The organism is Pedobacter mendelii (assembly GCF_014635725.1).
GTDB classification, from domain to species: domain Bacteria; phylum Bacteroidota; class Bacteroidia; order Sphingobacteriales; family Sphingobacteriaceae; genus Pedobacter; species Pedobacter mendelii.
The window spans coordinates 297,387-318,527 of the sequence record NZ_BMDJ01000005.1 but is presented as its reverse complement, the minus strand read 5'-3'; the positions used below and the strand labels follow the sequence as shown (position 1 = coordinate 318,527).

Below are 21,141 nucleotides of genomic sequence, written 5' to 3'. Positions count from 1 at the left end.
AATAGCAAAAAAAGCTCGAAAGATTAAAGTCTAATTTACAAGTCGAATAGTTTTATCATCACTGTCGTTATACTTTTTTATAGCCAGAGTATTTATTATTAAGATTTAACACATAAGAAATCTAAACTTGCATAAACCCTATATTACTTGCATTTTGGATATCATAAATTTTACTAACTAGTACAATTAATAGCATTTCCGCTGATATCCTTTAAATTAATTTAATGGTTATAATGTTAATATGAATTTTTAAGAACTAAGGCATTTAAGAAACGCTGAGCTTTGATGTGCATATATCTCTTATCTACAAGATATTACCTCAAATTCTGGCTTTCATACTACAAAAACTGTTCTAATGCCCAATTACAGTAGCATCAGCCGATGCCTCTGTTTCTGTTTTGATAAATCTTTTTCCTACTAATAAACAAATCAATGCAATAAATGCTGCAGCTGTCATTACTAAAGGCATTGGAACAACCGAATGTTCACTAAATAAACTAACCATAACTGAGGCCAAAGCACCTAAACCCATTTGCAACGCACCCATCAATGCCGACGCACTTCCCGCATTTTTACTAAATGGCGCCAAAGATAAAGCTGCTGCATTTGGATTAATAAACCCTAAGCAACATAAGAATAGCGCAATAAATCCAATAGTTAAATATAAACTCAACCACTCATTTAAAGCGAAAATTAAAAATATTAAACTGAAAATACATTGAGCTAAAAGTGCCCATTTAACAATTTTTTTGCTACTAAACCATTTTAAAATTAAGCTGTTAACCTGACTTGCACCAATAAAAGAAACTGATAATAGAGCGAAAATCCATCCATAACCGGTTTTGCTAACTTCATAAATTTTCATAAAAACCGTTGGTGAAGATGAAACGTATGCAAATAAGCCAGAAAAAGTTATCGAACTGATTAATGCATAGGTAGAAAATTGAGATTCTTTAATAACGGTTAAAAAGCTATTTAAAATTGGTTTTGGTTTTAAAGAATAATTGGGATCGGGTTTATAACTTTCAGGAAGTTTGAAAATAGATGCCAACAACATCAATATTGCCATAAATCCTAAAAATACAAAAACATATTTCCAGCCTAATGCAGAAATTAAATAGCCACCGGCAGTTGGCGCCAACATTGGTGAAACCGCAATAACCAACATTAGGGATGCAAATACTTTCGGACTTTCCTCAACAGAGAATAAATCGCGAACCATAGCAACCGAGGCAACTGCAGTAGCGCAGCTTCCAATTGCTTGTACAAAACGAAGAACAATTAATTGGTTTACATCGGTTACGGCTAAACACAAAAAAGATGATAAAATATAAAGTGCCAATCCGAAATATAAAGGTTTTTTTCGTCCGTATTTATCGAGTAATGGACCGTATAACAATTGACCTGCAGAAATTCCGATAAAAAAACTAGATAAAGATAATGCGACTGTAGATTCTGTACTTTTTAGATCCTGAGCTATGTCTACAAAACCAGGCAAATACATGTCAATCGAAAAGGGCCCCAGCGCTGCTAATGAGCCTAAAATTAAAATAAGATAGAAGTGCTGTTTCTTAGCCATAAGAAGATTTCCGATTTTTTGAAGCCGCAAAGATTGAGAGATTTAAGTTCTTAAACTATTTTTAAGGTCGAATGATTGTAAAAAGGTTTAGATTTTAAAATTTAACAGTTAAAAAAAGTAATTCTGATTTGATTTATATTTAGATTTATACGCTATGACTTTTAAAACTAAAGAAAGCCGTTTACTTCTCGTTCTGGGAAGTTTTTTTGTGGCAAATGCAATATTATCAGAATTTATTGGTGTTAAATTATTCAGTGTTGAAGAAACGTTGGGTTTTAAGAAATTTGATATCGATTTATTTGGGGTACCTAATCTATCGTTTGTAATGTCGGCTGGTGTGCTTACCTGGCCAATTATTTTTATCATGACAGATATAATAAACGAATATTTTGGCATACAACAAGTTCGGTTCTTATCAATTTTAACTTCTATTTTAATTGCTTTTGCATTTATGGTTGTTTGGGGTTCGATGCATTTAAGTGCTGCCGATTTCTGGGTGCATCAAAATATAAATGGAGAAGATCTTAATATGAACAATGCTTTTGCTGGCATTTTTGGCCAGGGAATGTGGATTATTGCAGGTTCTATTATTGCATTTATTGTTGGGCAGCTTGCAGATGTGATAATCTTTCATCGAATAAAGAAATTTACTGGAGAAAAATCTTTATGGTTAAGAGCAACTGGCTCAACCGTGGTTTCTCAACTTATTGATAGTTTTGTAGTTATATTCATCGCTTTTTACTTAAATCCTCAATATCATTATAGCTGGCAAATGGTTGCAGCAATTGGTTTGGTTAATTATACTTATAAATTTATTGTTGCAATATTAATGACACCAATTTTATATCTTGTTCATATAATTATTGATCGTTATTTAGGTAAAGATTTGGCTCAGAAGTTAACAGAAATGGCGGGAAGAGGCTGATAACTAATGAATTTCAGACAGCCATTTAAAATTTTACTAAAAAAATATAAAACATTAGGTGATGATTTGGAAGTGTTAAATATGACCATCAACGCCATACCAAGTCAACGACCTCCATTTAGCTTCACGGAGGGTAATTTAGGTTTAATGACATGTGTAACAAAAATAAAAAAATGGCAGATAAGTCATAAAAAGTGAAAGTTGTGCGTTCCGGATCAAAGTTAATTTATGCTTATTTTCCTGACCATAAAAAAATAATTTTCATATAGTTTTATCATAAAAATGATATGAAAATGAAGACAAGTAGCAGATAATATAAAATTTCAAATAACGCAAAAGGTCGGACTCGCTCCAACCTTTATGCTAAACAACAAAACAAATAAAAAAATTAATCTTAAAAAATTATTAAAGTGCAGATAATTCTTCTGCATATACATTTTCGGCGACTTGCTCTTGCTTATATATTTGTCTTCCGGTATAGGCTATAAATACATTTTTATCTAATAGTAAATCACGATTTTTAATTAGATTTTCTAATTTAACAGTTCCTATTACATATTTATACTCACTAGCGGAATAACGTTCGCTAATGTTATCGAATTCCAATAAGCTAACTAAATCTTCATCGGCATAACGTAAATAAATTTCTAATAAAATATCTTCAGTATGTTTTACGCCATTTTCTGAATGGTATTTTTTATATTCATAGCGATAATCGTAACGTAAAGCAGCAATATCAGAAAGTACTGCAGCACCTGTTGGATGACCGCCAGCACCCTTACCAAAGAAGAATTGTTTATCCGCAAAAGCCGCCTGAACAGTTACAGCATTGTATTCATTTTCAACATTGTAAAGGAAATCATCTTTTGCAACCAGCTTTGGTAATACGTAAGTAACGATGTCTTTTTTATTAACCTTACGTGCTGTAGGAACTAATTTAATTTTGAAGTTTTTCTCCCGGGCATATTTGATATCGTGTTGAGAAAGGTTCTGAATGCCAATATTTAAAATTGCATCAGGATTTACAAACAAGCCGTAAGCATGGGCCGTAGCAATTGCCAATTTATATTTCGGATCGTAACCTCCAACGTCTAAAATTGGGTCGGTTTCTGCAAAACCTAAGTCTTGCGCTTCTTTTAGTGCCGAATCATAACTCTGGTTTTCGTTAAATATCTTTGATAAAATATAATTTGATGAACCATTAAAAATACCGCTTAATGCATGGAAAAGCTCATTATCATAATATTCTTCCAGGTTTCTAATGATTGGAATACTTCCACAAACAGCGCCTTCATACAGTAGCGAAGTGCCATATTTTTGCTGCAAATCTACCAACTCTTTCAAATGTGTAGCAATCATTTTTTTGTTTGCCGAAACTACATTTTTACCATTTTTTAGTGCGGTTGTTACAATTTCATAAGCTGCATCAGCATCATTTATTAATTCTACAACAGTATTGATTTCCGAGTTATTCAGAATTTCATTTTTATCGTTTGTAAACAAATCTTTATTAAGGGTACGCCTCTTCTTAGGATCTTTAATTACAATTTTAATAATTTCAAGATTCAAATTCTGGCTTTGGATGATGTCTAACAAACCTTGTCCTACAACGCCGAAACCAAATAGTCCTATTTTTAAATTTTTACTCATGGTGTTTTATAGTATCAAGTAACGAGTATCAAGTATCAAGATTGGATGCTCAAATAACCTTCCGCTACCATTTGTGTGTATTAATTTCTGTTTGCTACTGAAACATAAATTTTAATGGAATTAAATTCAATATTTTCCTTGATTTAGTGCTTCCGTGGTCGATTAATTATTTTTTAAGTCTTTTGGTGTGGGTTTTCACCTTAAACCTTCCGCATTTTAACCTTCTATCTTATCAAGCAGTGTGTTGCAGCTTAATAATTTTTTTGTTTCTGCTTTCTTTAATGAAATTTCCGATGATGTTCGTTAAAGCATTTGTCTCAATTAAAAATCCATCGTGACCATATTCAGAATGGATTCCCGCAAATTCTGCATCTTTAATATTATCAGCTAAATATTTCTGTTCCGAAATTGGGAATAAGAAATCATTTTCAATACCGATAACCAAAGTATTTGCTTTAATCAACTTCAAAGCTTCTGCAATTGATTTGCGATTTCGACCAACGTTATGGCTATCCATCGCTTTGGTTAAATAATAATAACTATAAGCATTAAAGCGATTTATCAATTTTTTTCCCTGATAGTTTTGATAAGATGATGCCCTAAAATTATCGATTTTATCATTTACACTCTCTACTTGTGTATTGCCATAGGCATTGTAAGTTCTGTAACTTAAAAGCGCAATACTACGAGCGGTTTTCAAACCTTTGCTACCGCCGTCTGGCTGGTTTGCATAGAAAGTTCTATCGGTTGTAATTGCCAAACGCTGGCTCTCGTTAAAAGCAATTCCCCACGGAGAATGAACCGCATTTGTAGCAACCAAAATCAAGTTTTCAATTCTATTTGGTTCAATAATTCCCCATTCGATTGCTTGTTGACCACCTAAGGAACCACCGATTAAAAGTTTAATTTCCTCAATACCTAAATGATTTGCAAGCAACTGGTGCGCTGAAACAAAATCGCGAATGGTAAATTGTGGAAAAGATAAATAATATGGCAAACCATTTACGGGATTTGTACTCAAAGGGCTTGTAGTTCCATAATTAGACCCCAAAACATTAGCACAAACAATATAGTGATCGTTTGGATTGAATAATGCATTTTCTCCAAATAAACCTTCCCACCATTCAAAAACATCGGCATTCGCCGTTAGTGCATGGCAAACCCAAATTACATTATCTTTACTTGCATTAAGCTTTCCATAAGTTTGAAAGGCAATTTGCAGATTACGAATTTTTTTTCCGTTTTCTAATTTAAACTGCTTAGGGTAATGGTATATATATTCCGATTTTTTTGTTTGGGATGTATTACTATCATTTTTACTCTTCTGCATATTATAACTTGCTGTGTGTTTTAAGAATTATTAAGCTTTAACTATAATTGCTGCAAATGCCTGTTCAAAATCTGCTTTAATATCATCAATATGCTCAATACCTACAGAAACTCGTAATGCATTTGGCTTTACGCCGGCCGCTAATTGTTCTGTATCGCTTAATTGCTGGTGAGTTGTTGCCGACGGCTGAATTATCAGTGTTTTTGCATCTCCAACATTTGCCAAGTGAGAAACCAGTTTTAAACTATCAATAACTTGGGTCGCGTTTTCTTTAGTACCGTTTAACTCGAAAGATAAGACTCCGCCAAAACCATTACTCAAGTATTTTTTAGCTAAATTATTATATTTACTACTCGCTAAACCAGGATAATGCACTTCTTTTACTAATGGATGATTTTCCAACCATGTTGCTAATTCCAACGCATTATCTACATGGCGTTGAACCCGAAGTGATAATGTTTCTAAACCTTGTAACAAAAGGAATGAATTAAAAGGTGAAAGGGCAGGGCCCAAATCTCTTAAGCCTTCTACACGAGCACGAATAATAAACTGAATATTGCCAAATGGCCCGCCAATACCGAAAACATCATTAAAAACAAGTCCATGATAACCTTCTGATGGTTCAGTAAATTGAGGGAATTTTCCATTGCCCCAATTGTAGTTTCCACCATCAACAATTACACCTCCAATACTGGTTCCATGTCCTCCAATCCACTTTGTGGCAGATTCTACAACGATATTTGCGCCATGCTCAAGTGGTTTAAACAAATATCCTCCGGCACCAAAAGTATTATCTACAATAAAAGGGATGTCGTATTTCTTTGCGATAGCGGCTATTTTCTCAAAATCAGGAACACTGAATGCAGGATTTCCAATTGTTTCAAGATAAATGGCTTTTGTTTTCTCCGTAATTTTTTGTTCAAATTCTTCCGGTGCATCGGGATTAGCAAAATCAACATGAATGCCTAAACGTTTAAAGGCAACTTTGAATTGATTATATGTTCCACCATAAATATGGGTTGAGGAAACAATGCTATCTCCAGCCTCTAAAATGTTATGCAGTGCGATAAATTGTGCCGCCTGACCCGATGCAACTGCTAAGGCAGCAACGCCACCTTCTAAAGCAGCGATTCTCTTTTCGAAAACATCGGTAGTAGGGTTCATTAAACGAGTGTATATGTTGCCAAATTCTTTTAATGCAAATAGATTCGCTCCATGTTCGGCATTTTTAAATCCGTAAGATGTAGTTTGATATATAGGAACGGCTCTTGAACCAGTTGTTGGGTCTATTTCTTGTCCGGCGTGTAATTGCAGCGTCTCAAATTTATATGATGTTGACATTTTCTTAATGATTGATTGAGTGAATGTTTGAATGATTGAGTTGGCCTTAGGATAATCCTGATATTAGATAAACCTTAAAGTCCTAGTAGGGTGTACCCTCAGCTATAAGGGCCTTCCAATTTGAAAATAAACAAAAAAGGAAGATTTTTAAATTAATGTATGCAACAGCACATACAAGCAATTTCCTGCATGTCGTAACAAATGAACAAAATAGAAGAAGTTTCTACCTGTTTCAACTTTCGACGTGTTTCGCTTTGCGATTGAAGATTTAATGTTTTCATCTGTTTTAATTTATATCTCCAAATAACACCATGTTATTCGGTCAGGAATTGGCACCTTCTCTTTCTGAGGGTTGCCAGTGGGTCACGGAGCCAGTCTCTCGCCACTTCTTTATAAATCAATCCGATCAAGATTGACTTTTATTTAGTTATCTACCAAATAATGTTTCAAATGTCTGAATTAAATTCCAAACAACAAAATAAAATTTTGAATTTTTGTCAACTGCTTGTAAATCAAATTCAAAATTTTATTTTGAAAAACAAATAGTAACTAACATAAATTTAATGTCAAAACTTTATGTTTGTATTATCTATCTAATCATTATGGAAAAAATAAAATCTATTTATCTGGTTTTGCTACTTTCAGTTTCAGTATCAACAGCTCAAGCGCAATTCGGTGGATTAAAAGACAAATTACTAAAAGTTGGTACAGCTCAAGGTGCTAAGGCACTTGGTGTTGATAAATTTTTGAAACAACCGGCTGCAATTACGACAGCATTTGAAGATGTAAATCGTGAAGGCGAAAAAATGCCTGATTTTAATATAAATGCAAAATTTCAACCTTTGTACTTATTGCCGAAAAATCCTGATGGTGGTTATGTTTTGTGTGAAGGTTTTTACGAAATGACTAATAAAAGTTATTGCTTAAAAGCAGGAACTTTTGCACCCTCAAAAGGAGATGGCTATATGTTTGCACCAGTTTTAGGTCCGAAGGAAGAGGTTGTGGTTTCAGTTTTAAAAAGTGCAGAGAAACATCAGGATGTTGAGCAGCACGATATACAAGCACTGCTTTGGGCAATTATAGCGAGAACAAAATTTTCTGATTTTAATGGAACCATAAAATTAACTGCAGTTAAACTTTTAACACCTAAACAATTAACTCAATTGGAGGGTGGTGCATTGGGCGTTTTACCATTCGATGTAATGGAAAAGGCAAAAGATCAGCTTCCTTCTGGTGTAAAAGCAGTTTTCGAAGCAGAAAATAACATCCGTCAGCTGGTTTCTTCTGGTAATTACACTTATGCCGATATGGAGAAATATGCAATCATTGCAGGAATGGCGCCACCACGAAGTGATGTGCCAAGCGGCATCTGGACAAAACATCCCGATGGCTATTATGTTCGCTATTTCCCTTCGGGTTATTCAATAACTAAAGTTCAGGTTTATGTGCCGAAAGATTTATTGACCAATGGAAATAAATTGATTTATGATGCAGCAGGCGACATTGCTTGTCCTGCAAATACGGGTTCGCAACGTTTGGCGCAAACCAATGAGCCATTAAATGCCAATTATTCTGCTAAATTGGTTACGGTTTGCAATCCTAAATAAGATTAATATTTTTGTCATTCTGAGGCACGAAGAATCTGTTTAATATGTTGTAGATTCTTCGTGCCTCAGAATGATAGTATATTCAGGGTTGCTTTAAATTCAAAGATTTAACTTCACTGAGTACTTTGTGGTTGTCCACAGCTTTCAAAAATAACGACTTATTTCAACAGGCTCAGGATTGACAAACGGTTTTACCCCAGCGCTTGTTCTAAATCAGCGATTATATCATCAACATGTTCCAAACCGACAGAAATTCTTAGTAGGTTTTTAGGTGTTTTACTATCTGGTCCCTCAATGGAATAGCGATGTTCTATTAAGCTTTCTACACCACCTAAACTCGTTGCCTGTGCAAACAGCTTTACTTTGTTAACTACTTTATTAGTTTCTTCAACATTGCCTTTAACTAAAAACGACATCATCCCACCAAAATCTTTCATCTGTTTTTTTGCAATTTCGTGTTGAGGGTGCGTTTCTAATCCGGGGAAAAAAACCGCCTCAACTTTTGGATGATTAACCAGGTATTGGGCAACTAATTTCCCATTTTCGCAATGACCTTTCATGCGGTAAGCGAGCGTTTTTATACTTCTGCAAAGCAAAAAACAATCAAAAGGAGATGGAACGGCACCACCAGTTTGTTGTATATTTTTAATTCTTTCCCAAAGTTCATCCTTTTTAGCCGTGACTAAAATTCCGCCCAAAATATCGCTATGTCCACCAAGATATTTTGTACTGCTGTGCATTACAATATCAGCACCTAGCAAAATTGGATTCTGTAAAATAGGAGAGGCGAAGGTACTATCGCAAGCTAAAGTGATATTATTGGCTTTCGCAATTTTACCAATCTCTTCAATATCTGTAACCTTTAATAATGGGTTGGAGGGCGTTTCAATCCAGATTAATTTTGTGTTTGGTTTTATACTTGAATTTATCAAATCCAAATCGGTTTGGTCAACAAAATCAAATTTAAGAGTATCGTTAAATATTGTTAAAAGCTGCTTTTTAATTCCCCAATACATATCATCTGGTGCAATTATATGGCTACCAGGTTTTAAAGCTTGAAATAAACTCATACCGCAATTATTCCCAGAAGCAAATGCTGCCGCATCTTCGCCATATTCTAATTTAGCTAAAGTGTTTTCTAAAGCAGACCTGTTTGGGTTACTCACACGACTGTACATGTGCCCACCCGGATAACCGCCATCTTCATCTCGAAAAAAAGTTGTCGATAAATTTATTGGAGGCGTAACATCACCTGTTGCATTTTTAATAAGATTAGAAGCGTGAATAGCAAGGGTTTCGGGTTTCATGATGATTTAAGTTTTTGCAGGTTAATCGCGATGCAATTTAATAATTTGGTGCTAATTTAAGGTTCAAAATTGTTTTGGCAAGATTTATGTAACCAATTAAGCGAAAATTAAATTAAACAAAAATGAAAAGATTATTTATAGCTATCGCAATTGCATGTTCTACTTTAGTAATGTTACAAAGTTGTAACACTGCGAAAAGGGTAACTGCAGGTGTAACAGGTAGCAGAGGTACAGTCGTTCGCGATTGGGTGGTTAGTAATGTAACTTTAGATGGTTTACCTGATGGTGCTGTACAAGGTTTATTTGGCGAAAAATCCTACAAATGTTTTCAAGGTAGTACCTGGAATTTAACAAATAGCGGAAACGGTTCATACACTTTACCAGCATCTAGCGCTTGTGGTTCGGTAATGCAAACTATTTTTTGGTCTGCTGCACCTAAAGAAGAAACCTTCCAATTTAAAAAAATATTTGAAGGCGACAAAGCTAAAAACGTTACTGAAGGTTATCGTTTAGTGTTAACTGAACTTTCTAGTACACAAATGGTTATGAAATCTCCAATTGAATTTGGTGGTAAAACAGCAAACATAATTTTAACCTTCGTACCTGCAGCAAGATAATTTCATTTACCTATGAAATATAAGGCGAAGAGCACTTCTGAAAAGAAGTGCTTTTTTTTGGTTAATTTGTACAGTAGTTCATTTGTATCATTGGCTATGGCGCTTAACCCAAATGACCAATGAACCAATGACTAATGAACCAATAAGCTACTGAACTATTCGTTTGTTACAAGAAAATGATTTTCAAATCCCTTCAATATTGTATTTTTGCTCAAAATAAATCAGGAATGAATACAACTGAGCAAGTTGAAAAAATATTGGCTGATACTTCATTATCAACTGAATTACAAAACATAGCAAAAAAGGTTCTTCAAAAAGAACGTATATCTTTTGATGAAGGCGTTTACCTTTACGAGCATGCAGAATTAGGCTATCTGGGTGTTTTGGCTAACTTTATTCGCGAAGAAAAGCATGGCGATAAAACTTATTTCAATCGCAATTTCCACTTAGAACCTACAAATCTTTGCGTTTACGATTGTAAATTCTGTTCATATTCTCGTCTAATTAAGCAGAAAGAGGAGGGATGGCAACTAACTATGGAGCAAATGCTCGATATTGTTAAAAAATACGATGATGAACCCGTAACTGAAGTTCATATTGTTGGTGGTGTTTTACCGCAATACGATGTAGCTTTTTACTCAGCGCTATTTACAGCTATCAGAGAACATCGTCCTGATTTACATGTGAAAGCTTTAACGCCTGTTGAATATCATTACATTTTCAAAAAAGCTAAAATTGATTATGCTACGGGCATGAAGTTAATGAAAGATGCTGGATTGCAATCGATGCCGGGTGGTGGTGCAGAAATTTTTCATCCTGAAATCCGTGAGCAAATTGCGAAAGATAAATGTACTGGCGAACAATGGCTGGCGATACACAAGGAATGGCATAAATTGGGGATGAGAAGTAATGCAACGATGCTTTATGGTCATATCGAAAAGTTTTGGCATCGTGTGGACCACATGGAAAAACTTCGTGATTTGCAGGATAAAACTGGAGGATTCCAAACTTTTATTCCTTTGAAATTTAGAAACCAAAACAATCAAATGAGCAATGTGGCTGAATCTTCAGTTATTGAGGATTTAAGAAATTATGCTATTGCACGTATATATATGGATAACTTCGACCATATTAAAGCGTATTGGGCAATGATCAGTAGAGAAACAGCTCAATTATCTCTAAATTATGGTGTTGATGATATTGATGGGACTTTGGATGATACGACTAAAATTTACTCAATGGCTGGCGCTGAAGAACAGACACCTGCAATGAGTACTCGCGAATTGGTTAACTTGATTAAACAAGTTGGCCGAAAAGCAATAGAACGCGACACTTTATATAATGTAGTTACTGATTTTGAAAACGTTGTTTTTGAAGAAGAAAAGAAACCGCAATATTATAAATTACCAGTCGTAAATTAATTTTGAATGAGTGAATGATAGAATGAGTGAATCATCTCAAAAACGCTTATTAACATTCAATCATTCAAAAATCAATCATTCAATAATTTTAAAAATGAAAAGTATTTATATTATCCGCCACGGCGAAACGGAACTTAATAGACAAGGTATAGTACAAGGTAGAGGTATAAATTCTGACTTAAATGATAATGGAAGGGCTCAAGCAGAAGCTTTTTATCAAAAATATAAAGACATTTCATTTGATAAAATTTATACTTCTGATTTAAAACGCACCTGGCAAACCGTTCAAAAGTTTATCGATTCGGGCTTACCCTGGGAAAAACTTTCAGGATTAGATGAGTTGGCATGGGGTGTTTGGGAGGGCAAAACAAATTCGGAAGCTGCTCGTGATGCTTTCCGCGAAATGTTAAAATCTTGGGAAGACGGCAATTATACAGCTCATTTCGAGGGCGGCGAAAGTGTTCAGGATGTTTACGAACGCTTAAAACAGCCAATGAGATTTTTATCTACCAGACCAGAAGAAGAAACGGTTTTACTTTGCATGCATGGCAGAGCAATGCGTGTTTTTCTTTGCTTATTACTCGATAAACCGTTAAGCGAAATGACTGAATTTCCGCATCAAAATACTGTTTTATACAAAATGGGTTTTGAGGATGGAAAGTTTAGCATACTTGAATTTAACAGTGCCGTTCATCTGGATGGTTTAACAATCGGTTAATTCGCTTAACGCAATGCGTAAAGCGCAAAAAAATAATATCACCTTGAATAAGATTAAAATATCGGCTGTTGCCTATACCAATACAAAAGCATTCATTTACGGTTTAGAACATTCAGAAATCATCAATAAAATAGATTTAAGTCTGGATATTCCTTCTGATTGTGCTGCTAAAGTAATTAGTGGCGAAGTTGATTTGGGCTTAATGCCTGTAGCCGCAATTCCTTTGGTGCCTAATGCTAATATTGTTGCTGATTATTGTATCGGTAGCGATGGTGCAGTAAATTCTGTGTTTATTTTTAGCGATGTTCCGATAGAAGAAATTAAAACCTTAAGACTTGATTCCCATTCCAGAACTTCAAATAACCTGGCCAAAGTTTTATTAAAGTTTTACTGGGAACAGGAAGTAGAATTTACTATTGAATCTTCAGCTAAAACAGATGCAATCGTATTAATCGGTGATAGAACTTTTGGTAAAAAAGATGACTATGCTTTTATTTACGACATGGGCGAAGAATGGAAAAACTTTACTGGCCTGCCATTTATGTATGCAGCCTGGGTGGCCAATAAAGAAATTTCACAGGAATTTAAAGATGAATTTAATGCAGCTTTGAAATTTGGTTTAGCGCACAGAATGGACGTTTTACAAGATTTACCCAAAACCCCAAATTTTGATTTAGAGGATTATCTGTATAACAAACTTCAATTTGAAGTTACTGAGGATCGAAAGAAATCTTTAAAAATGTTTTTGGGCTATATTGAGAAGCTTTAATCGGAATAGTTTTTACAAAATCTAATGTTAAATTAGCCCGAAATCTATTTTCAATAATGTTTGATGGACTGAAAATTATACCTGTACAATTACTTGAAGATTATTGCTTGCAAGTTGATGATGATTTGCAAACAAAGTTTGATAATTTACAGGATGCTGTAATTTCTACAAAGGAATTTAGTTTTTATACTTCAGTTTCTTCGGTGTATTCGAGCGAGATAGAGGGAGAAGATATTGAACTTGATTCTTATATCAAACATAAAAAGTTTGGGATTGAATTTTTACCTGACTACACAAAGAAAATTGATGATTTGTATTCTGCTTATGATTTCGTTAGAGGTAATTTTTTAAACCAGGAAAATCTTTCAACTACTCATCAATTGTTAAGTAAGCATATTGTTGCGAAAAATTATCAAGATAATTTTAGAAATAGCAATATGTATGTATCTACACCTGATGGAAGTATAGAATATTTTGCTATTTCTCCTTACAAACTTCATAAAAGATGTATTACGAAAATCATCTTAGGTACTATCAAAATTTAAAAGCTTTAGGTTTGGAGTATGAGGAATTGGATTATAATAAGGCGTTACCTTTTTTGTTGATGTTGCCGAAATCTTTTTAAAAATGGAAACTAGCTAAATATAGCGTTAAATGTCAAATTTCTCTTCCTGAGCTTGTTGAAAATGTATTTAAAACGTTTCAACAAGCCCAACGAGACATAATCAACAGATTGTTCAATTAATGATACTACCTCTTATTATTTTTTAATGTGCTTTCATTTTTCCTGCGATTTTTTCAAGTGCGCTTTTCATTTTAGATAACGATCCTGCAATTGCCAAATCATAATTGTTTCCAAAATTTGTAACTGCAATTGGTTCTTTACCTGTAATTTTTGCTTCTATTAAACAACGTTTGTCTTCCAAACCATCCTTGCTGCCATTTTCATCAGATAAATGAACATCAACACGAGTAATTAAATCACTAAATCTGCTCAAAGCATCTGTAATTTGAGTTTGAATTTTATCTTCGTATTCTTGATGTATGGTTAAATTTTTGTCAGTATTTAAATGAATCGTCATAATGAAAATATTAGGTGAATTATATATACAACAACAGCCAAGATGAAGAAACGTTTTTGAATTTTTATGTTTAATTATTAAGCGATTGGATATGAGCCAATTTTGTTTCTAAACTTGGTAGGAACGAACACATAGTGTTAGCCTTCGCGGCTAACAACTAATTAAAGGGTATCGCAGATTACAGCATTCGAAAGGTATTGAGTCGCTCATTTTCAAATAAACAAAATTTCAAAAATAGAATCGGAATTATCTTTCTTCAACAATTGTTTAACTTTTCAACAAAACAGCCGTGGAATGATGAATGATGTTATCTTTATAGCTTTTGCAAATTAATTTCAGTTTTGGCTAAAGAAACGAATAAAGAAACCCCGTTAATGCAACAATACAACGCGATTAAGGCGAAGTATCCTGGTGCACTTTTACTTTTTAGAGTTGGAGATTTTTACGAAACATTTGGAGAAGATGCCATAAAAACGGCACAAATTCTTGGTATCGTTTTAACCAGAAGAGGTACTGGTCCGAATGGCGGCGCTTTAGAGTTGGCTGGTTTTCCGCATCATTCTTTAGATAACTATTTATCGAAATTGGTTAGGGCAGGGCAGCGTGTCGCTATCTGCGACCAGTTAGAAGATCCGAAACTGACCAAGAATATTGTTAAACGCGGTGTTACTGAATTGGTTACGCCTGGCGTAGCTTATGGCGATAATATTTTAAACCAGAAATCGAATAACTATTTGGCTTCCATTTTCTTTGATAAAACACAAATCGGGGTTTCGTTTTTAGATATTTCGACCGGTGAATTTATGATCGCTCAGGGAAACAGCGATTATATTGATAAACTTTTGCAGGGTTTTAAACCTACAGAAGTTATTTTTCAAAAATCTAAACGACAGGTTTTTACCGAGAATTTTGGTGATAGATTTTACACTTTTGGTTTGGATGAATGGCCATACACCACAGATTATGCAGAGGAAACTTTAACTAAACATTTTGATGTTGCCTCGTTAAAAGGTTTTGGAGTTGAGCGTTTGCAAAGTGGAATCATTGCCGCAGGCGTTATTCTGCATTATTTGGGAGAAACTGAACATCGCAATTTGCAGCATATTACCTCGATTAGTAGAATTGAGGAAGACCGCTATATGTGGTTGGATAGGTTTACGATTCGCAATTTAGAACTGGTACATTCTGCAAATGATAATGCCGTAACCCTATTCGATATTTTAGACCATACTTGTACACCGATGGGTGCTCGTTTATTGCAGAAGTGGATTATTATGCCGCTTAAGGAGCTTAAACCAATTGAAGAGCGTTTAGAAATGGTTGATTTTTTTGTGAAAAACGAAGAGATTCAACAAGAATTTTTAGTACATATTAAGCAAATTGGTGATATAGAAAGATTGATTTCTAAGGTTGGCTTGCAACGCGTTGGTCCAAGGGAATTGGTGGCTTTGAAAAGAGCATTAACACACATTGAGTCGGTTAAGAATTTAGCTGCAAATTCTAAAAATCCTTTTTTAATAAAAATTGCTGACCAGCTAAATCCTTGTTTGGCCATTCGTGAAAGGATTGAAAGAGAGCTTCAATCAGAACCGCCCGCATTGTTGATTAAAGGAAATGTAATTAATGATGGCATCGACGAAGATTTAGATCGCTTACGTAAAATTGCTTTCGGTGGAAAAGATTATTTGGTGCAAATTCAGAAACGTGAGGCCGAAGCAACTGGGATTCCATCTTTAAAAATCTCCTTTAATAATGTTTTTGGTTATTATTTGGAGGTCACACATACGCATAAAGACAAAGTTCCTGAAGGATGGATTAGAAAACAAACTTTAGTTAACGCAGAGCGATACATCACACCTGAACTTAAAGAATATGAAGAGCAGATTTTAGGTGCTGAGGAGAAAATTCAAGCTATAGAAATCCGCTTGTATAATGAATTGATGTACGAAACCGCAAGTTATATAAAGCCGATTCAGCTAGATTCGTTTTTAATAGCACAGCTAGATTGCTTATTGTGTTTTGCTCAATTAGCAGAGAAAAATCATTATGTTAAGCCAAAAGTAAACAAAGATAAGGTGCTTGATATTAAAGGCGGCCGTCACCCTGTAATAGAGAAGCAATTGCCTGTTGGACAAGAATACATAACGAATGATGTTTACCTAGATACAGATTCGCAACAGATAATCATGATTACTGGCCCTAACATGGCGGGTAAATCTGCTATTTTAAGGCAAACGGCTTTGATCGTTTTGATGGCTCAAATGGGAAGTTTTGTGCCTGCGAAAGCTGCTGATGTTGGTTTGGTAGATAAGATTTTTACTCGTGTTGGTGCATCAGATAATATTTCTTCAGGCGAAAGTACGTTCATGGTCGAGATGAATGAAACCGCTAGTATTTTAAATAATATTTCTGATGATAGTTTAATTTTGCTGGATGAAATCGGGCGTGGAACAAGCACTTATGATGGTATTTCCATCGCTTGGGCCATTGCAGAATTTTTGCATCAGCATCCAACTTCTCGTCCGAAAACGTTGTTTGCAACGCATTACCACGAATTGAATGAACTGGCTAATACTATGCCGCGTATCAAAAACTTCAATGTATCAGTTAAGGAAATGACGAATAAAGTTATTTTTTTAAGAAAATTGGTTCCTGGCGGAAGTGAGCATAGTTTTGGCATTCACGTGGCAAAAATGGCTGGAATGCCACTAAAACTAATTAGTAGAGCGAATGAGATTTTGAAGAAACTAGAAATTGATAGGACAGAGGGGCAGAGTATAAAAGATAGCATCAAGAAAGTTCAAAATCAGGCTTATCAGTTGCAAATGTTCGCCATTGACGACCCAGTTTTAGTTAAAATTAGAGATAATCTGAATAATTTGGATGTAAACACATTAACTCCCGTAGAGGCGTTACTGAAATTGGATGAGATACAAAGGTTGATAAAAAATTAGGATAGCTGCAGATTCGCAGATTAAATTTGCCACGGAAACAAGGAATCAATTCTGTGTATTCAGTGTTTCCGTGGCGATAAAATATAGAGATGATAAAAACGAAATATTTTTTTTGGCTAATTTTAATGTTCTCGCTAATTTTAACTGCTTGCGGTTCTAAGAAATATACTGTTAAAAGCGATACTAAGGCATCAAAAGCAGCTGACGCGATGGCGAACTTAAAAAGCAAACAACTTTACAAATTCATTATCGATTGGACAGGTGTTAAATATCGTTTTGGAGGATTGGATAAAAACGGTATTGATTGTTCGGGTTTTGCGTTTTTATTAGAGAAAGAAATTTATGGCGTTACACTACCCCGCATTTCCCGCGACCAGGCGAAAGCTGTTAATAAAAAAAGTATTGGTAATTTGAAAGAAGGAGATTTGGTCTTCTTTTCTTTTGGAGGAAATAATGTTGACCATGTTGGCGTTTATCTCAATAATGGCTTTTTTGTTCATGCGAGTACCAATAGAGGAGTAATTGTTGATGATTTGAATTTGCCTGCCTATCAAAGGGTTTTAGTGAAATCGGGTTCGGTTAATTAATAGTCTTTTTACTAAACATCCGAATAAGATTCAACCTATAAAAGACATATAAGACCGTATTAGCTTAAATACTCTAAATATGTGTTATATGGTAAAATAATCAAACTAAACTCACTAATATTCGTTATAAAATTATGCGCATATTTTTTATAATTTGCTTATATTTAATTACTTATTCAATTAATGCACAAGTTAAACTACTTACGCTTGACGATTTGGATAAACGTATTGCTCAAGGAAAAGATACTACTTATGTAATTAATTTCTGGGCGACTTGGTGTTCGCCATGTGTAGCAGAGTTGCCGGATTTTGAAACATTTCATTTGGCTAATCTCAAAAAACCTGTGAAAGTGCTCTTGGTTAGCTTGGACTTTAAATCAAAATTGCAGAAAGAAGTTATTCCATTTGTTCAAAATAACAATATTAAAGCAGAGGTTTTTCTTTTAAACGAGCCAGACCAACAACAATATATCGAACGGATTGACAAGAAATGGTCGGGAGCAATACCTGCAACTTTGTTTGTAAACAAGAAAGTTAGGCGCTTTTATGAAAAGGAATTTACAGAAATGGAACTGAAAAACACTTTGTTGAACTTAAAATAGATTATCATGAAAAATTTATTTCTAATTGGTTTTATGCTGGTTTCGAGCTTTGGCTTTGCCCAAAATGAGGGTTATAAAGTTGGCGATGTGGTGAAAGATTTTACATTAAAAAATGTTGATTTGAAAACAGTTTCGCTTGCAGATTACAAAGATGCTAGAGGATATATCATAGTATTTACTTGCAATACTTGCCCTGTGGCGAAAGTTTATCAGGAAAGAGTTTCGGCCTTAAATGCATCTTACGCAAGCAAAGGTTATCCTGTTGTGGCAATCAATCCCAACGATGCTGGTGCCGTATCTGATGAAAGTTTTGAGAAAATGCAGGCTTTAGCTAAAGAAAAGAACTTCAGTTTTCCATACTTATTAGATCCAAACCATTTGGTAACAAAACAGTTTGGCGCTTTAAAAACGCCTCATGTTTTTGTATTAAGTAAAACGGATAAAGGAAATGTAGTTGAATATATTGGAGCAATTGATAATGATTCGGAGGGTGAAAATCCCGCAAAAGTTAATTATGTTCAAAATGCGATTAATGAATTATCAGTTGGTAAAAAACCTACAATATCAGCAACTAAAGCCGTTGGATGTAGTATAAAATGGAAAAAGGGATAATCGCTTATCCCTTTTAGATGTTTTTCATTCTGAATGCAATTAAGAATACCGAGCCATTAGCATTGTCTTAAAAGTTTTTGCAATTTGTTTGGGTATAGCTTAAGTTTGTTTTTCTTCGCTTGAAGATTCTTTGCGATGCTTAGAATGACAATTTTGCTGTTGCTATTGCTTTTCAGTTATTCATATCTTATTGCACGTCATTAATTTTTGCATTTTGCCACATGGTAAGCATGAGAGCATAAAAGTAAATTTAATCGGAACAAAACTTTTTTTAAGTACCATATTTTATTCTTTTTATTAAGACAAAATTACAATTGGAATTAAAGTTAAGCATTACGTTAATCAAACTGGAAATTACGAAATTCAAACAATACGATAAGAACTAGGGGTGCGGTTAGTTAATTTCTTAAAGAAATTATTAAAATGAGTTGGTTCCTCAAAGCCCAAGCAGTAGCCAATTTCCGATATATTCCAATCGGTATGTTTAAGTAAAGCCATTGCTTCGCTCAACAATCTTTCGGTAATATAATGCGTGGTGGTTTTTCCTGTTGTTTCCTTTATGGCTCTGTTTAAATGGTTTACATGCACAGAAAGCTGTGATGCATAATCTTTTGCCGAGCGCATGGTAAATCTTTGTGAAGGATTTTCGATAGGGAATTGGCGTTCGAGCAGTTCAGTAAAAACAGAAGTGATGCGGGAGTTTGCATTAGGATGTTTATACAAAACTTCCGATGGGTCAGTTTTAAGAGCGAAATGCGTAATTTCAGTTATATAGTTTCTTAACAAGTCATATTTGTACATGTAATCGCTATTAATTTCATCTAGCATTTTTGTGAAAATAGATGAAATATGTAAATCCTGTTGCTCATTTAAAATATAGGCTGGTTTTCCACCTACAGCGAACATTGGTAGGTCGCCAATATTACCTCTAATTTTCTTATTAAAAAATGCTTCAGTAAAAATACAGAAATATCCCCTTACATCGCTTATTTTGCCACTTGCCAGTTCCCATGTATACGGTACATACGGGTTGAAAAACATTAACACTGTTCCATTAATTTCAATGCTTTTATCTGCGTAATGATAAATATTATGGCCTCGGTTTAATGCTATTTTATAGAAATCTCTTCTACTATAGTTCAGTGGTGGTTTATCATCACCAAGACAATCTTCCATTTTAAAAACATTAAAGTGCCCAATGTCTTTTTGTAGGTTATTTGGCAAGAAATCAAATTTATTTTGATAAAATTCTTCTATGGATTCTGGCTTACTCATAAGCAAAGTTACAAAATTCAAATGTTGCAACTGGAGTTTTTAAAATTATGAGGTTTAGTTTACTTATCCATCAAAAGATTGACTAGCTCTTTTAATTCTTCAAGTTCCTGTTCAAGTTTAGATATTCGATTTTCTAGCTCTTCATTGGGTTGGAAAATTGTTGTTTGCTCTACTTGCGATTCTGCTTCCTGAACATCACTCTGTCCACCTAACAAATGAACAAATCTAGCTTCTTTTTGACCAAGCTTTTTTGGAAGTAATTTTACAAATGCAGGCTCTTCTTCTGATAGTTTTTTTAGTTGTTCTAATACTTCTTCGATGCTTTCAAACTCATAAAGTCTTCCTGAATTACTGTTAATTTCTCCTGGTGTAAGTGCTCCACGTAAAAGTAATAGACACAGAATAGAAAGTTCTGAAGGTACTAACGGGTAAACGATTCCTAAATTATGTTTATATTTAATTACTCTACTGGAACCACCTGTAGCAGTGGAAATTAAACCTTTTATTTTTAAGGAATTTAAAGTTAATGTAACTGTTTCTTCATCATAGTTTACAACAGGATTTCTTGAGCTTTTTTGATTGCAAGCAGCTGTTAAACTATTTAAAGTCATTGGGTAATAATCTGGTGTAGTTCTGCTTTTTTCAATTAACGAGCCTAATATGCGTTGTTCTTCTGCTGATAAATCGGGTAAGGGTTTAATATCTTCCATTTGATAAAAATAGAAATTGAGTTTACATTTTCGAAATTATTTTGTCTGTATTGTC

Annotated in this window: 20 protein-coding genes and 1 riboswitch; of the genes, 11 read left to right on the top strand and 9 right to left on the bottom strand. The window is 34.3% G+C overall.

The window, feature by feature from the left end:
- Positions 1-352: 352 nt before the first annotated feature.
- On the bottom strand, positions 353-1,579 hold the full coding sequence (locus tag IEV50_RS11460) for a multidrug effflux MFS transporter (protein WP_188414285.1): 1,227 nt from the start codon (positions 1,577-1,579) through the stop codon (positions 353-355).
- Positions 1,580-1,733: 154 nt separating this feature from the next.
- On the opposite strand from IEV50_RS11460, the gene IEV50_RS11455 reads away from it, so the two are divergent.
- Positions 1,734-2,504, top strand: coding sequence for a queuosine precursor transporter (locus IEV50_RS11455; protein ID WP_188414284.1), 771 nt, complete (start codon positions 1,734-1,736; stop codon positions 2,502-2,504).
- A gap of 405 nt (positions 2,505-2,909) precedes the next feature.
- On the opposite strand, the gene IEV50_RS11450 is transcribed toward IEV50_RS11455, so the two are convergent.
- The 4 genes from IEV50_RS11450 to IEV50_RS19755 form a co-directional block, all read right to left on the bottom strand.
- A complete protein-coding gene (locus IEV50_RS11450) occupies positions 2,910-4,154 on the bottom strand; it encodes a homoserine dehydrogenase (protein WP_188414282.1) in 1,245 nt (414 codons plus the stop codon).
- 232 nt (positions 4,155-4,386) lie between these two features.
- A complete protein-coding gene (locus tag IEV50_RS11445; protein WP_229746710.1) occupies positions 4,387-5,484 on the bottom strand; it encodes a homoserine O-acetyltransferase family protein in 1,098 nt (365 codons plus the stop codon).
- 30 nt (positions 5,485-5,514) lie between these two features.
- Positions 5,515-6,825 carry an O-acetylhomoserine aminocarboxypropyltransferase/cysteine synthase family protein gene (locus tag IEV50_RS11440; protein WP_188414280.1) on the bottom strand — a complete coding sequence of 437 codons (1,311 nt, stop codon included), beginning with the start codon at positions 6,823-6,825 and terminating at the stop codon, positions 5,515-5,517.
- 152 nt (positions 6,826-6,977) lie between these two features.
- Positions 6,978-7,106: a hypothetical protein gene (locus tag IEV50_RS19755; protein ID WP_262890409.1), complete on the bottom strand. Its 129-nt coding sequence runs from the start codon at positions 7,104-7,106 to the stop codon at positions 6,978-6,980.
- A gap of 7 nt (positions 7,107-7,113) precedes the next feature.
- Positions 7,114-7,224, bottom strand: a riboswitch (SAM riboswitch).
- Between the two features lie 203 nt (positions 7,225-7,427).
- Between IEV50_RS19755 and IEV50_RS11435 the strand changes: the two genes are divergently transcribed.
- On the top strand, positions 7,428-8,432 hold the full coding sequence (locus IEV50_RS11435; RefSeq protein WP_188414278.1) for a hypothetical protein: 1,005 nt from the start codon (positions 7,428-7,430) through the stop codon (positions 8,430-8,432).
- Between the two features lie 191 nt (positions 8,433-8,623).
- Here IEV50_RS11435 and IEV50_RS11430 read toward each other — a convergent pair whose 3' ends face one another.
- The gene (locus IEV50_RS11430; protein WP_188414276.1) at positions 8,624-9,739 is read right to left on the bottom strand and encodes a trans-sulfuration enzyme family protein; all 1,116 of its coding nucleotides are present in this window, start codon (positions 9,737-9,739) and stop codon (positions 8,624-8,626) included.
- Between the two features lie 122 nt (positions 9,740-9,861).
- Between IEV50_RS11430 and IEV50_RS11425 the strand changes: the two genes are divergently transcribed.
- The 5 genes from IEV50_RS11425 (at position 9,862) to IEV50_RS11405 (ending at position 13,809) form a co-directional block, all read left to right on the top strand.
- The gene (locus tag IEV50_RS11425; RefSeq protein ID WP_229746709.1) at positions 9,862-10,356 is read left to right on the top strand and encodes a hypothetical protein; all 495 of its coding nucleotides are present in this window, start codon (positions 9,862-9,864) and stop codon (positions 10,354-10,356) included.
- 227 nt (positions 10,357-10,583) lie between these two features.
- Positions 10,584-11,777 carry an aminofutalosine synthase MqnE gene (gene mqnE, locus IEV50_RS11420; RefSeq protein WP_188414429.1) on the top strand — a complete coding sequence of 398 codons (1,194 nt, stop codon included), beginning with the start codon at positions 10,584-10,586 and terminating at the stop codon, positions 11,775-11,777.
- 94 nt (positions 11,778-11,871) lie between these two features.
- On the top strand, positions 11,872-12,495 hold the full coding sequence (locus IEV50_RS11415; RefSeq protein ID WP_188414274.1) for a histidine phosphatase family protein: 624 nt from the start codon (positions 11,872-11,874) through the stop codon (positions 12,493-12,495).
- A 43-nt stretch (positions 12,496-12,538) separates the two neighbouring features.
- Entirely contained in the window at positions 12,539-13,264 is a 726-nt protein-coding gene (locus IEV50_RS11410; protein ID WP_188414427.1) for a menaquinone biosynthetic enzyme MqnA/MqnD family protein, read from the top strand.
- Between the two features lie 56 nt (positions 13,265-13,320).
- Entirely contained in the window at positions 13,321-13,809 is a 489-nt protein-coding gene (locus tag IEV50_RS11405) for a hypothetical protein (RefSeq protein WP_229746708.1), read from the top strand.
- 222 nt (positions 13,810-14,031) lie between these two features.
- Here IEV50_RS11405 and IEV50_RS11400 read toward each other — a convergent pair whose 3' ends face one another.
- The gene (locus IEV50_RS11400; RefSeq protein ID WP_188414271.1) at positions 14,032-14,346 is read right to left on the bottom strand and encodes an HPF/RaiA family ribosome-associated protein; all 315 of its coding nucleotides are present in this window, start codon (positions 14,344-14,346) and stop codon (positions 14,032-14,034) included.
- 374 nt (positions 14,347-14,720) lie between these two features.
- On the opposite strand from IEV50_RS11400, the gene mutS reads away from it, so the two are divergent.
- The 4 genes from mutS to IEV50_RS11380 all read left to right on the top strand — a co-directional run bounded on the left by mutS (position 14,721) and on the right by IEV50_RS11380 (position 19,101).
- A complete protein-coding gene (gene mutS, locus IEV50_RS11395; RefSeq protein ID WP_188414269.1) occupies positions 14,721-17,300 on the top strand; it encodes a DNA mismatch repair protein MutS in 2,580 nt (859 codons plus the stop codon).
- 89 nt (positions 17,301-17,389) lie between these two features.
- Positions 17,390-17,887 (top strand): C40 family peptidase, encoded by a 498-nt coding sequence (locus tag IEV50_RS11390; RefSeq protein ID WP_188414267.1) that lies wholly within the window; start codon positions 17,390-17,392, stop codon positions 17,885-17,887.
- Positions 17,888-18,021: 134 nt separating this feature from the next.
- Positions 18,022-18,489: a TlpA disulfide reductase family protein gene (locus tag IEV50_RS11385; protein WP_188414265.1), complete on the top strand. Its 468-nt coding sequence runs from the start codon at positions 18,022-18,024 to the stop codon at positions 18,487-18,489.
- A 6-nt stretch (positions 18,490-18,495) separates the two neighbouring features.
- A complete protein-coding gene (locus tag IEV50_RS11380) occupies positions 18,496-19,101 on the top strand; it encodes a thioredoxin family protein (RefSeq protein WP_188414263.1) in 606 nt (201 codons plus the stop codon).
- Between the two features lie 363 nt (positions 19,102-19,464).
- Here IEV50_RS11380 and IEV50_RS11375 read toward each other — a convergent pair whose 3' ends face one another.
- Both IEV50_RS11375 and IEV50_RS11370 read right to left on the bottom strand, forming a co-directional pair.
- Positions 19,465-20,376 (bottom strand): helix-turn-helix domain-containing protein, encoded by a 912-nt coding sequence (locus IEV50_RS11375; protein WP_188414261.1) that lies wholly within the window; start codon positions 20,374-20,376, stop codon positions 19,465-19,467.
- A 59-nt stretch (positions 20,377-20,435) separates the two neighbouring features.
- On the bottom strand, positions 20,436-21,086 hold the full coding sequence (locus IEV50_RS11370; RefSeq protein ID WP_188414259.1) for a YceH family protein: 651 nt from the start codon (positions 21,084-21,086) through the stop codon (positions 20,436-20,438).
- Positions 21,087-21,141: the final 55 nt, after the last annotated feature.